Consider the following 13,552-nt stretch of genomic DNA (forward strand, 5'->3'; position numbering starts at 1 on the left):
TTGCGCCTGTTTTGAGCAGGTGTTAACAAAGGAGCAACCTATGGCCGATAACACGCTGTGGCACGAAACGCTGCACGACCAGTTTGGGCAATACTTTGCCGTTGATAAGGTGCTGTACCACGAGAAAACCGGGCACCAGGATCTTATCATTTTCGAAAACGCCGCTTTTGGCCGTGTCATGGCGCTTGATGGCGTGGTACAAACCACCGAACGCGACGAATTTATCTATCACGAAATGATGACCCACGTTCCGCTGCTCGCCCATGGCCGCGCGAAACAGGTGTTGATCATCGGCGGTGGCGATGGCGCCATGCTGCGTGAAGTCACCCGCCATAAAAATATCGAAACCATTACCATGGTGGAAATTGATGCCGGCGTCGTCTCTTTCTGCCGCCAGTATCTGCCGAAACACAACGCGGGCGCTTACGACGATCCCCGTTTCCAGTTGGTTATCGATGATGGCGTGAACTTTGTTACGCAAACCACGCAAACGTTTGACGTGATCATTTCCGACTGTACGGATCCGGTTGGTCCCGGCGAAAGCCTGTTTACCTCGGCGTTTTACGAAGGCTGCAAACGCTGCCTGAATCCCGGTGGCATCTTTGTCGCACAGAATGGCGTCTGCTTCCTGCAACAGGATGAAGCGCTGGACAGCCACCGTAAGCTCAGTCATTACTTCACCGATGTCGGGTTTTACCAGGCGGCTATTCCCACCTATTACGGTGGCATTATGACTTTCGCCTGGGCGACAGATAATGAAGCGCTACGTCACCTTTCCAGCGAGATTATTCAGGCGCGTTTCCATAACGCAGGCCTGACCTGCCGTTATTACAATCCGGCCATTCATACGGCAGCGTTTGCTCTGCCACAATATCTGCAAGACGCACTCTCTTCGCAGTCGTCCTAAGGAGAGATACGAAATTGAAAAAACTGAAACTGCATGGCTTTAACAACCTGACCAAGAGCCTGAGTTTTTGTATTTACGATATCTGCTATGCCAAAACGGAAGCAGAACGTGATGGGTATATCGCTTATATTGATGAGCTCTATAATGCCAATCGTCTGACGGAAATCCTGACGGAAACCTGTAATATCATCGGAGCCAATATCCTCAATATCGCCCGTCAGGATTATGAGCCGCAGGGTGCGAGCGTGACTATTCTGGTCAGCGAAGAACCGGTCGACCCGCAGCTTATCGATAAAACCGAGCATCCCGGGCCGCTTCCCGAAGCTGTGGTCGCCCACCTCGATAAGAGCCATATTTGCGTGCATACCTATCCGGAAAGCCACCCGGAAGGGGGACTATGCACTTTCCGCGCGGATATAGAAGTGTCGACCTGCGGGGTGATTTCACCGCTGAAAGCGCTGAATTACCTGATTCACCAGCTTGAATCGGACATTGTGACAATCGATTATCGCGTTCGCGGCTTTACCCGTGACGTCAACGGCATGAAGCACTTTATCGATCATGAGATCAATTCTATTCAGAACTTTATGTCAGAGGATATGAAGTCGCTGTATGACATGGTGGACGTGAACGTTTATCAGGAAAATATCTTTCACACCAAGATGTTGCTTAAAGAATTCGATCTTAAGCACTACATGTTCCATACCAAACCAGAAGAGCTGACAACGCAAGAGCGTAAAGAGATTACGGAAGCGCTATGGAAAGAGATGCGTGAAATTTACTACGGTCGTAACATTCCGGCCGTGTAACCCACAACGGAGCAAGGATGCTCCGGTCTGTTTGCCAGAGCGCATCGCTCATTCCAGTAAGTTTCGCGGGTCGCGCGATGTTCAGCGTGTTGTTTCGTCATGGAACCACTCCACGTCAACATTGGCAATATCAACACCGTACAGGCTGGCGACGGCGAGCAGCGACTCCATTATTCGTCTGCTGTTATGTTCCGCATCATGGCGCTGAGCGCGCGCTGAATTGCGCAAAAAATAACGGGAAATAAACGCTTTCATCTCAGTCTCCGCAAGCTATCCGGAAGACCATTCCAGCGCAAAAAATCGACAAAGGGAAATATGAAAAACAGCTGAGGTTTTTCACTACGCGCATTTACAGGGACAGAGCACCGGTTCCCGGCAATGCGGAAGACCGGTCCCGGAGAAGCAAGGGGTAAATTAACGCTGTTTAAGGAACTCGCGGTATGCCGCTACCACATTGAGAAAGTCTTCCACACCGCACATCGACAGGCTCTCTTCATCGTAATAGCTCATCCCCTCTTCCATCTCATCGCCTGAGAATTCGAGTTGGTTGGCACGCACCATGACCTCTTCGCCATCCATCCACAACGTATATTCATGCCCGGCGCGCTGCCACGAGCGTTCGCTGCCTTTCACGGTATGCGCTGCCTGCTCCACTTCATCAAGCAGGGCCAGGTTGTCTTTCACTTCTTCATTAAACCAGTGACCAACAGCTTCGTGGCCCATCGACATGCGCACTTTTACCACTCCGGTGATGTCGCGCAGAAATTCGTAATCCATAGTGTTTTCCTCTGCAAAGCCATTAGGGTAATTATCGCAGCAGAGAGGAAGAAAAAAAGCGTGGAGGGTGGGAGGAATGAAAATAAAAAGGTGAGAGCAAGACCCTGCGGCCTGATGCCCTCACCCCCAGCAATGGGTCAGGTGCGGTCTGATGCCCTCACCCCCAGCCCCTCTCCCACGGGAGAGGGTAGCATTTACACTGCCGTCTGGAAAATCACGCCGTCAGCTTTGTCCGTATACTGGTTCAACTGATCGAAGTTCAGATAACGGTAGGTATCCATCGCGGTCTTATCAACCTGAGCAATATAGGTCTGGTACTCTTCCGGCGTCGGCAGTTTGCCGAGCAGAGAAGCCACCGCCGCCAGTTCAGCCGACGCCAGGTAGACGTTAGCGCCAGTCCCTAAACGGTTCGGGAAGTTACGGGTTGAGGTGGAGACCACCGTCGCACCGTCAGCTACGCGCGCCTGGTTGCCCATACACAGGGAGCAGCCCGGGATCTCAATACGCGCGCCGCTCTTACCAAACACGCTGTAATAGCCCTCTTCGGTTAACTGCGCGGCGTCCATACGGGTCGGCGGCGCAACCCACAGGCGGGTCGGCAGCTGGCCTTTATGCGCATCCAGCAGTTTACCGGCAGCACGGAAGTGGCCGATGTTAGTCATGCAGGAACCGATGAACACTTCATCGATCTGCGCGCCCTGAACATCAGAGAGCAGACGCGCATCGTCCGGATCGTTCGGCGCACACAGAATCGGCTCTTTAATTTCAGCCAGATCGATGTCGATCACCGCCGCGTATTCTGCGTCAGCATCGGCTTCCAGCAGCTGCGGATCCGCCAGCCATTTTTCCATGCCCTGGATACGGCGCTCCAGCGTACGACGATCGCCGTAGCCTTCGGCAATCATCCATTTCAGCAGGACAATGTTGGAGTTCAGGTACTCGATAATCGGGTCTTTGTTCAGCTTGATAGTACAGCCGGCAGCAGAACGCTCTGCAGACGCATCGGTAAGCTCAAATGCCTGCTCGACTTTCAGATCCGGCAGACCTTCGATTTCCAGGATGCGGCCAGAGAAGATGTTTTTCTTCCCTTTCTTCTCAACGGTCAGCAGGCCTTGCTTGATAGCGTACAGCGGGATCGCATGAACCAGGTCACGCAGGGTAATGCCCGGCTGCATTTTACCTTTGAAGCGCACCAGTACCGATTCCGGCATATCCAGCGGCATCACGCCAGTCGCCGCCGCAAACGCCACCAGGCCGGAACCCGCCGGGAAGGAGATGCCGATCGGGAAACGGGTATGGGAGTCACCGCCGGTACCCACGGTATCCGGCAACAGCATACGGTTCAGCCAAGAGTGAATAACGCCATCGCCCGGACGCAGGGAGACGCCGCCACGGTTCATGATGAAGTCCGGCAGCGTATGATGGGTGGTCACGTCAACCGGCTTCGGATACGCCGCGGTGTGACAGAAAGACTGCATCACCAGGTCAGCAGAGAAGCCCAGGCATGCCAGGTCTTTCAGCTCATCACGGGTCATCGGACCGGTGGTGTCCTGAGAACCGACGGAGGTCATTTTCGGCTCGCAGTAAGCGCCCGGACGGATACCGGCCACGCCGCAGGCGCGACCGACCATTTTCTGCGCCAGAGAGTAACCACGGCTGCTTTCCGCCACGTCTTTCGCCTGACGGAAGACATCACTGTGCGGCAGACCCAGCGCTTCACGCGCTTTAGTGGTTAAACCACGGCCGATAATCAGCGGAATACGGCCACCGGCACGCACTTCGTCGACCAGCACGTCGGTTTTCAGCTCAAAGCTGGCCAGCAGTTCGTTGGTCTCGTGGTTACGCACTTCACCTTTGAACGGATACACGTCAATCACGTCACCCATATTCAGGTTTGACACATCCACTTCAATGGGCAGCGCGCCCGCATCTTCCATGGTGTTGAAGAAGATCGGCGCAATTTTACCACCGAGGCACAGGCCGCCGCCGCGTTTGTTCGGCACATGAGGGATGTCATCCCCCATAAACCACAGCACGGAGTTGGTCGCAGACTTACGGGAAGAACCGGTCCCCACAACGTCACCCACGTAGGCCAGCGGGAACCCTTTTTTCTGCAGGGCTTCGATCTGTTTGATCGGGCCAACGCTGCCAGGCTGATCCGGCTCAATGCCTTCACGGGCGTTTTTCAGCATCGCCAGGGCGTGCAGTGGGATATCCGGACGCGACCACGCATCCGGCGCCGGAGACAGGTCATCGGTGTTAGTCTCACCGGTCACTTTGAAGACGGTAACGGTAATTTTTTCTGCCAGTGCCGGACGGCTCAGGAACCACTCGGCATCCGCCCAGGATTTCAGTACCTGCTGCGCGTATGCATTGCCCGCCTTCGCTTTTTCTTCGACATCATAGAAGTTATCGAACATCAGCAGCGTAGAAGAGAGCGCTTTAGCGGCAATCGGTGCCAGTTTGTCGTTATCCAGCGCGTCAATCAGCGGATGAATGTTGTAACCACCCTGCATGGTGCCGAGCAGTTCAATGGCTTTTTCAGGAGTAACCAGTGGGGAGGTGGCTTCGCCTTTGGCGATAGCAGCAAGGAATCCGGCTTTTACGTAGGCAGCTTCATCTACACCAGGCGGTACGCGGTTGATCAACAGATCTAACAGGAATTCTTCTTCGCCCTTAGGCGGGTTCTTCAGCAGCTCGACGAGCGCGGCCATTTGGGTTGCATCTAAAGGTTTGGGTACAATTCCCTCGGCGGCACGTTCTGCTACGTGCTTACGGTATTCTTCTAGCACGACGGTTCTCCTCGCTCTCATTGTCATAATGCGGCAGGCGATTCTCTTCACGCTCCTGTGAGACAGCAGTTTGTAGGGTAAATCCGCAATACCGCAACGGGCAGGATAGCAGGATTTTCAGGGGGTGTTAATCTGTTTACAAAAAAGCAACATTAAAAATTGGCTGAATCGTTAAGGGCAGGATAAAGCAGAGGAAATCGTCTTTTAAAGACAGAGAAAAAACGGTAGAAACCACGCAATACGGCCCCGCAGGGCCGTACCAGAAGAAACGTTACTTGTCTTTTGACATATTGAGTAAGTTATTGCGCTCATACTTTTCTGGGGTGATGGTTTTATCCACCAGCTCGCCCAACACATACTTACGCACCGTTTCGACGTTATTCACCTGCGTATGGTTACCGATACTGGTCAGGAAGCCTTTCGCATTGTAATTGAAGGTGGTGGCATTGGTTTCTTCATTATCCACCGTATGGTACAGATAATTCTGTGAATTTTTGCTCGAGTTAAGCGAAAGCGGCGTGGCCGGGTCCAGCGCCTGATACCAGGACGCGGTCAAATGCGTGTGCAGCGTCTGCTTAACGCTCAACGAACCATCATGCGACGTACTCTCTTGTGTCGATTGCGATGCCTGGTACGCGAAGCTCTCTTTCTCATCCATACGATACGGGTTAATGGCTTTCTCTGTTTCCGTCAGCGACAGGGAGAAATCACTCAGACCGCGGATCTGTACCTTGCCATCGCCGCCCATCTGAATTGCGCCCGTTGAGCTCGCCTTGCTGCTCTCTTTGGGCTGCGTCTTATTGAGCGCATGGAAGGCGGATTTAAGCATCGCCATTTGATCGCTATCGCCGTGGCCATCACGACGTGCTTTATCAAACTTGCTATCCCAGGCGTTTAAGGCCGCCTGTTGTTCCGCCGCATTGCCCACCAGAGACGGATTAGACGTATCGCTGGTCATTTTCAGCGAGAAATTATTGTCCTGATAGCCAATCCAGCGTTCACTCCCATCCGCATGGAAGTTAAGGGATTGCTGTGACAAATCGCCACGGCTGAGATCGGTTTTCAGATCGACGGATTTGATAAGAGAGCTGTCAAACTGCGTTAGGCCAGAAACGTCCATTCTCGGAGGCTTCTCGCTCAAACCGTTAAGCGCAGACTGAAAAGCATTGCCTAATTTCGCTATCTCTGCCGCTTCGTCATTGCTGGCTTTGCCGCCCTCGGTTGTGAGCTCCACAGCAATACCATCGCTCTGACGCGTCAGATTCAGATGGACAACAGAACCTGATTGCGTCGTGATATTCAGCGACACGGCAGATTTAGTGGGGAAAGTTATGTTGTTATCCAGCCCGAGGCTGGTCAGCGCCTGACTCACATCGCCCTGATTATCGGCGTAGTTACTGAGCAGTAACCCCCCCAGCCCACTTAACGAGGATACGCCTTCACTGCTCAACCCCAGATGCATCAGCCCCGAAAGCGCACTGTCCGCTTGCGTTGACGCTTTCGCAGCATCGCTAATTTTGGTTGGCGACATGGAGTACACGGCGGCAATTTCTGCCGTCTGGCTGCCGAAAATCACTTTCGCAGAAGCGGATGCCGCGGCAGGCAATGCCGAGCCGTTGGATTTCACTGTCGGTGAGGAGTTGCCGACAGAAGACGCCAGATGTGACAGCGTGGTCAGAAACGTCTTGTTGTTGATGCCAGTGATCATGACGATGAAACTCCCTCTCTCATCGATAAGGTATGGAGTATATACATCGGCAGATCGCGCGCATTATTTATACCAAAATGGAGAAATTATGAATTTATTCTCAAACGGCGGGCAAAAAAAACGCCTCCGAAGAGGCGCTTAACAGGAAGCGAGATTATTTTTTCTTCGCTTTCGGGTTCGGCAGGTCAGTGATGCTACCTTCGAACACTTCGGCTGCCAGGCCTACAGACTCGTGCAGCGTCGGGTGTGCGTGGATGGTCAGCGCGATGTCTTCTGCATCACAGCCCATTTCGATAGCCAGACCGATCTCACCCAGCAGCTCGCCGCCGTTGGTACCAACAATCGCACCACCGATGACACGGTGAGTCTCTTTGTCGAAAATCAGTTTGGTCATACCGTCTGCACAGTCAGAAGCGATTGCACGGCCAGAAGCAGCCCACGGGAAGGTGGCGGTTTCGTAGCTGATGCCTTTCTCTTTCGCTTCTTTCTCAGTCAGGCCTACCCATGCCACTTCTGGTTCGGTGTAAGCAATAGACGGGATAACTTTCGGGTCGAAATAGTGTTTTTTACCGGCGATAACTTCGGCGGCAACGTGACCTTCGTGAACACCTTTGTGCGCCAGCATCGGCTGACCGACGATATCGCCGATAGCATAGATGTGCGGTACGTTGGTGCGCAGCTGTTTGTCAACGCGAATAAAGCCACGCTCGTCAACTTCAACACCCGCCTGGCCTGCATCAAGCAGTTTGCCGTTCGGTACGCGACCGATAGCCACCAGCACCGCATCATAACGCTGTGCTTCCGCAGGCGCTTTTTTGCCTTCCATGGAAACGTAGATACCGTCTTCTTTCGCTTCAACGGCAGTCACTTTGGTTTCCAGCATCAGGTTGAATTTCTGACTGATGCGTTTGGTGAAGACTTTCACGATGTCTTTATCAGCAGCCGGGATAACTTGGTCGAACATTTCAACCACGTCAATTTCTGAACCCAGCGCATGGTAAACGGTACCCATTTCCAGACCGATGATACCGCCACCCATAACCAGCAGGCGTTTAGGAACGGTTTTCAGTTCCAGTGCGTCGGTGGAGTCCCATACGCGCGGATCTTCATGCGGAATGAACGGCAGTTCGATCGGACGGGAACCTGCGGCGATGATCGCGTTGTCGAAGTTGATCACGGTTTTGCCGTTTTCGCCTTCAACTTCCAGGGTGTTTGCCCCGGTGAATTTACCCAGACCGTTGACCACTTTCACTTTACGACCTTTCGCCATGCCTGCCAGGCCGCCAGTCAGTTGAGTGATAACTTTTTCTTTCCAGGTACGGATTTTATCGATATCAGTCTGCGGCTCACCAAATACGATACCGTGAGTCGCCAGCGCTTTCGCTTCTTCGATGACTTTCGCTACGTGCAGCAGCGCTTTAGAAGGGATACAGCCGACGTTCAGACAAACACCGCCAAGGGTGTTGTAACGTTCTACGATGACGGTTTCCAGACCTAAATCAGCGCAACGGAAGGCAGCAGAGTAACCTGCCGGGCCTGCCCCAAGTACCACGACCTGAGTTTTGATTTCAGTACTCATCATGACCTCTTATTGATTTCCGGCAGTCAGGTACTTGTCGCCCTTTATCCACCGGGACGTTCTATCCGCCCGCAGTTTACAAAAATGTTAACAATTTTGAAACAACAAACGGCTCACGAATTCTCGTTTCGCTAATAACCTCACAGTCAATATGAGGTTAAAAGGAAAAAAGCCGGCCGTCAGGCCGGCCTTTCGATTACATCACCAGACGACGGATGTCTGACAGCATGTTGTTGATGATGGTAATGAAGCGCGCACCATCAGCACCGTCAATCACGCGGTGGTCGAAGGACAGAGAGATCGGCATCATCAGACGCGGAACGAACTCTTTACCGTTCCAGACCGGCTCCATCGCAGACTTGGAGACACCCAGAATAGCCACTTCCGGCGCGTTAACAATCGGTGCGAAGTGGGTCGTGCCCAGGCCGCCGATGCTGGAGATGGTGAAGCAACCACCCTGCATTTCGCCAGCCGTCAACTTGCCATCACGCGCTTTTTTGGAGATCACCGTCAACTCGCGAGACAGCTCGGTAACACTCTTCTTATTCACGTCTTTAAAGACCGGAACAACCAGACCGTTCGGGGTATCAACCGCAACACCGATGTTGATGTATTTCTTCAGGGTCAGGCGCTGACCGTCTTCAGACAGAGAGCTGTTGAAGCGCGGCATCTGTTCCAGAGCGGCGGCAACGGCTTTCATGATGAAGACAACCGGGGTGAATTTCACGTCCAGTTTACGTTTTTCAGCTTCGGCGTTCTGCTGTTTACGGAACGCTTCCAGATCGGTGATATCGGTTTTGTCGAAGTGCGTAACATGCGGGATCATCACCCAGTTACGGCTCAGGTTGGCACCCGAGATTTTCTGGATACGGCCCAGTTCCACTTCTTCGATTTCGCCGAACTTGCTGAAGTCGACTTTCGGCCATGGCAGCATGCCCGGGATACCGCCGCCAGTGGCAGCAGCAGGTGCGGCTTCTGCGCGCTTGATAGCTTCTTTGACGTAAGTCTGGACGTCTTCGCGCAGGATACGACCTTTACGGCCAGTGCCCTTCACTTTCGCCAGGTTCACACCAAATTCGCGCGCCAGGCGGCGAATCAGCGGAGTCGCGTGAATGTAAGCGTCGTTTTCTGCAAACTCAGATTTGCCTTCTGCTTTGGCAGCAGGCGCAGCAGCCGGTTTAGCAGCCTGAGCCGGTGCAGCAGCAGGGGCTGGAGCAGCCGCGGCAGCCGGAGCTGCGGCAGGCGCAGCGCCTTCCACTTCGAAGACCATGATCAGAGAGCCGGTAGAGACTTTGTCGCCTACGTTAACTTTCAGCTCTTTCACCACGCCCGCGAACGGCGCAGGGACTTCCATAGAAGCCTTGTCGCCTTCAACGGTGATCAGTGACTGTTCAGCGGCAACTTTGTCGCCCACTTTCACCATCACTTCGGTCACTTCAACTTCATCACCGCCGATATCCGGTACGTTAACGTCTTTTGCACCGCCAGCCGCAGCTGGAGCAGCAGCAGGTGCCGGAGCAGCCGCCTGAGCCGGGGCAGCAGCAGGCGCAGCGCCCGCCACTTCGAAGACCATGATCAAAGAACCGGTAGACACTTTGTCGCCGGTGCTGATTTTGATCTCTTTCACCACGCCCGCAAACGGCGCCGGTACTTCCATAGAGGCTTTATCGCCTTCTACGGTGATCAGAGACTGCTCAGCGGCAACGGTGTCGCCCACTTTCACCATGATTTCAGTGACTTCTACTTCGTCGCCACCGATGTCAGGTACGTTAACGTCTTTTGCCGCTGCCGCAGCAGGTGCTGCTGCCGGAGCCGCTTCTTTCTTCTCTTCTGCCTTAGCAGGTGCAGCGGCTGCTGCACCGTCGGCGGAATCGAAAATCATGATCAGTTTGCCAGTCTCGGTTTTGTCGCCAACAGAGACTTTGATCTCTTTAACAACGCCAGCCTGCGGAGACGGGACTTCCATAGAGGCTTTGTCGCCTTCTACGGTGATCAGCGACTGTTCTGCTTCAACCTTGTCGCCCACTTTGACCAGAATCTCGGTGATTTCAACTTCGTCAGACCCGATGTCCGGTACTTTGATTTCGATAGCCATTATCTCTTTACCTCTTACGCCAGACGCGGGTTAACTTTTTCTGCATCGATGTTGAATTTGGTAATTGCTTCCGCAACCACTTTCTTATCGATTTCGCCACGTTTAGCCAGTTCGCCCAGTGCTGCAACAACCACATAAGAAGCATCAACTTCGAAGTGGTGACGCAGATTTTCACGGCTGTCAGAGCGGCCGAAGCCGTCGGTACCCAGTACGCGGTAATCATCCGCCGGTACATAAGTACGAACCTGCTCTGCGAACAGTTTCATATAGTCAGTAGACGCAACAGCCGGGGCATCGTTCATCACCTGAGCGATGTACGGAACGCGCGGCGTTTCCAGCGGGTGCAGCATGTTCCAGCGCTCACAATCCTGGCCATCACGCGCCAGTTCAGTGAAGGAGGTGACGCTGTATACATCAGAACCTACGCCGTAGTCTTTCGCCAGGATCTGTGCTGCTTCACGTACGTGACGCAGGATAGAGCCGGAGCCCAGCAGCTGAACTTTACCTTTGCTACCTTCGAGGGTTTCGAGTTTGTAGATACCTTTGCGGATACCTTCCTCGGCACCTGCTGGCATCGCCGGCATGTGGTAGTTTTCGTTCAGGGTGGTGATGTAGTAGTAAACGTTCTCTTGCGCTTCACCGTACATACGGGTCAGACCGTCATGCATGATGACCGCCACTTCGTATGCGTAAGACGGGTCATAAGAGATACAGTTCGGGATAGTCAGAGACTGAATGTGGCTGTGACCATCTTCGTGCTGCAGACCTTCACCGTTCAGGGTCGTACGACCGGAAGTACCACCGACCAGGAAGCCGCGAGCCTGTTGGTCGCCTGCCTGCCAGCACAGGTCACCGATACGCTGGAACCCGAACATGGAGTAGTAGATGTAGAACGGGATCATCGGCAGGTTGTTGGTGCTGTAAGAGGTCGCAGCAGCCAGCCAGGACGCGCCAGCGCCCAGCTCGTTGATACCTTCCTGCAGAATTTGACCTTTCTCGTCTTCTTTATAGTAAGCAACCTGCTCACGGTCCTGCGGGGTGTACTGCTGGCCGTTCGGGCTGTAGATACCGATCTGACGGAACAGACCTTCCATACCGAAGGTACGCGCTTCGTCGGCGATGATTGGAACCAGTCTGTCTTTGATCGACTTGTTCTTGAGCATCACGTTCAGGGCACGCACGAAAGCAATAGTGGTAGAGATCTCTTTGTTCTGCTCTTCCAGCAGTTGAGAGAAGTCTTCCAGCGCAGGCAGTTCCAGCTTCTCGGTGAATTTAGGCTGACGAGCAGGCAGGTAGCCTTTCAGCGCCTGACGACGTTCGTGCAGGTACTTATACTCTTCAGAGCCTTCCGGGAAGGTCAGGTAAGACAGATTTTCAACCTGCTCATCGGTGACTGGAACATTGAAACGGTCGCGGATATAACGCACGCCGTCCATGTTCATTTTCTTAACCTGGTGAGCGATGTTTTTACCTTCTGCAGTATCACCCATGCCGTAACCTTTGATGGTGTGGGCCAGGATAACAGTCGCTTTACCTTTGGTTTCACGCGCTTTTTTCAGTGCAGCGTAGACTTTCTTCGGATCGTGACCACCGCGGTTCAGAGCCCAGATCTGCTCATCAGTCCAGTCGGCAACCAGGGCTGCGGTTTCAGGGTATTTGCCGAAGAAGTGCTCGCGAACGTAGGCGCCGTCTTTGGATTTGAAGGTCTGGTAGTCACCGTCAACGGTTTCGTTCATCAGTTGGATCAGTTTACCGCTGGTATCTTTACGCAGCAGTTCATCCCAACGACCGCCCCACATAACTTTGATCACGTTCCAGCCAGCACCCGCGAAGATGCCTTCCAGTTCGTTGATGATCTTGCCGTTACCGGTTACCGGACCATCCAGACGCTGCAGGTTACAGTTGATGATGAAGCACAGGTTGTCCAGCTTCTCGCGGGTCGCGATGGTGATAGCACCTTTGGATTCCGGCTCGTCCATTTCACCGTCGCCCAGGAAAGCGTAAACAGTCTGCTCAGAGGTGTCTTTCAGGCCACGGTGTTCCAGGTATTTCAGGAATTTAGCCTGATAGATCGCACCAATTGGGCCCAGACCCATCGATACGGTCGGGAACTGCCAGAATTCAGGCATCAGTTTCGGGTGCGGGTAAGAAGACAGACCTTTACCGTGAACTTCCTGACGGAAGTTGTTCATCTGCTCTTCAGTCAGACGACCTTCCAGGAAGGCGCGTGCATAGATGCCCGGAGAGATGTGGCCCTGGAAGTACACCAGATCGCCGCCGTCTTTCTCATTGGCTGCACGGAAGAAATGGTTGAAGCACACTTCGTAAACAGTTGCGGAAGACTGGAAGGACGCCATGTGGCCACCCAGTTCCAGATCTTTCTTGGAAGCGCGCAGAACGGTCATGATGGCGTTCCAGCGAATTGCCGAGCGAATGCGACGTTCCAGCTCCAGATTACCCGGGTATTCCGGTTCATCTTCAACGGCAATAGTGTTGACATAGTTGCTAGCTCCGGTACCAGCGGCGACTTTCACGCCCCCTTTACGGGCTTCGGAAAGCAGCTGGTCAATCAGATACTGAGCACGCTCAACACCTTCTTCACGGATTACCGATTCGATCGCCTGTAGCCAGTCGCGAGTTTCAATCGGATCCACGTCATTTTGGAAACGTTCTGACATGGGGGGTATTCCTTATCTATCTAATACGTTGATTTAGCTGGAACCTGTCCCATTGCACTCTTTGTTCTTCATACTCCTGGCTGTCTCTTTGTTGGCTTCGCTTCCTCACCCCAGTCACATAGTTCACTATGCTCCCGGGGATTCGCGCGCTTGCCGCCGCGATACAGCCAAAATTATTTTGAACAACTAAAAGTGCAATAAGACAGG

Annotated in this window: 9 protein-coding genes; 2 read left to right on the plus strand and 7 right to left on the minus strand. The window is 53.4% G+C overall.

The genetic code is table 11. The features are described 5' to 3' along the window. Positions 1-40 precede the first annotated feature (40 nt). Together speE and speD are read left to right on the plus strand one after the other, a co-directional pair. Positions 41-907 (plus strand): polyamine aminopropyltransferase, encoded by an 867-nt coding sequence (gene speE, locus AB182_RS21090; RefSeq protein ID WP_047371800.1) that lies wholly within the window; start codon positions 41-43, stop codon positions 905-907. A 14-nt stretch (positions 908-921) separates the two neighbouring features. Next, positions 922-1,716: an adenosylmethionine decarboxylase gene (gene speD / locus AB182_RS21095; protein ID WP_047371801.1), complete on the plus strand. Its 795-nt coding sequence runs from the start codon at positions 922-924 to the stop codon at positions 1,714-1,716. 81 nt (positions 1,717-1,797) lie between these two features. On the opposite strand, the gene AB182_RS32705 is transcribed toward speD, so the two are convergent. From AB182_RS32705 to aceE, 7 genes are all read right to left on the minus strand, one after another. Further along, positions 1,798-1,971 carry a hypothetical protein gene (locus AB182_RS32705; RefSeq protein WP_167337899.1) on the minus strand — a complete coding sequence of 58 codons (174 nt, stop codon included), beginning with the start codon at positions 1,969-1,971 and terminating at the stop codon, positions 1,798-1,800. Positions 1,972-2,130: 159 nt separating this feature from the next. Next, positions 2,131-2,493, minus strand: coding sequence for a protein YacL (gene yacL / locus AB182_RS21100; RefSeq protein ID WP_047371802.1), 363 nt, complete (start codon positions 2,491-2,493; stop codon positions 2,131-2,133). Positions 2,494-2,687: 194 nt separating this feature from the next. Next, positions 2,688-5,285, minus strand: coding sequence for a bifunctional aconitate hydratase 2/2-methylisocitrate dehydratase (gene acnB / locus AB182_RS21105; RefSeq protein WP_120785412.1), 2,598 nt, complete (start codon positions 5,283-5,285; stop codon positions 2,688-2,690). Positions 5,286-5,556: 271 nt separating this feature from the next. Beyond that, complete coding sequence (locus AB182_RS21110) at positions 5,557-6,993, minus strand: hypothetical protein (protein WP_223883562.1); 1,437 nt, start codon at positions 6,991-6,993, stop codon at positions 5,557-5,559. Positions 6,994-7,147: 154 nt separating this feature from the next. Then, the gene (lpdA, locus tag AB182_RS21115; protein WP_047373395.1) at positions 7,148-8,572 is read right to left on the minus strand and encodes a dihydrolipoyl dehydrogenase; all 1,425 of its coding nucleotides are present in this window, start codon (positions 8,570-8,572) and stop codon (positions 7,148-7,150) included. Between the two features lie 196 nt (positions 8,573-8,768). Next, positions 8,769-10,667, minus strand: a complete 1,899-nt coding sequence (aceF, locus tag AB182_RS21120; protein WP_047371804.1) for a pyruvate dehydrogenase complex dihydrolipoyllysine-residue acetyltransferase — start codon at positions 10,665-10,667, stop codon at positions 8,769-8,771. A gap of 14 nt (positions 10,668-10,681) precedes the next feature. Beyond that, on the minus strand, positions 10,682-13,345 hold the full coding sequence (gene aceE / locus AB182_RS21125) for a pyruvate dehydrogenase (acetyl-transferring), homodimeric type (protein WP_039078391.1): 2,664 nt from the start codon (positions 13,343-13,345) through the stop codon (positions 10,682-10,684). Positions 13,346-13,552 lie beyond the last annotated feature (207 nt).

This window comes from Phytobacter ursingii (genome assembly GCF_001022135.1).
Classification (GTDB): domain Bacteria; phylum Pseudomonadota; class Gammaproteobacteria; order Enterobacterales; family Enterobacteriaceae; genus Phytobacter; species Phytobacter ursingii.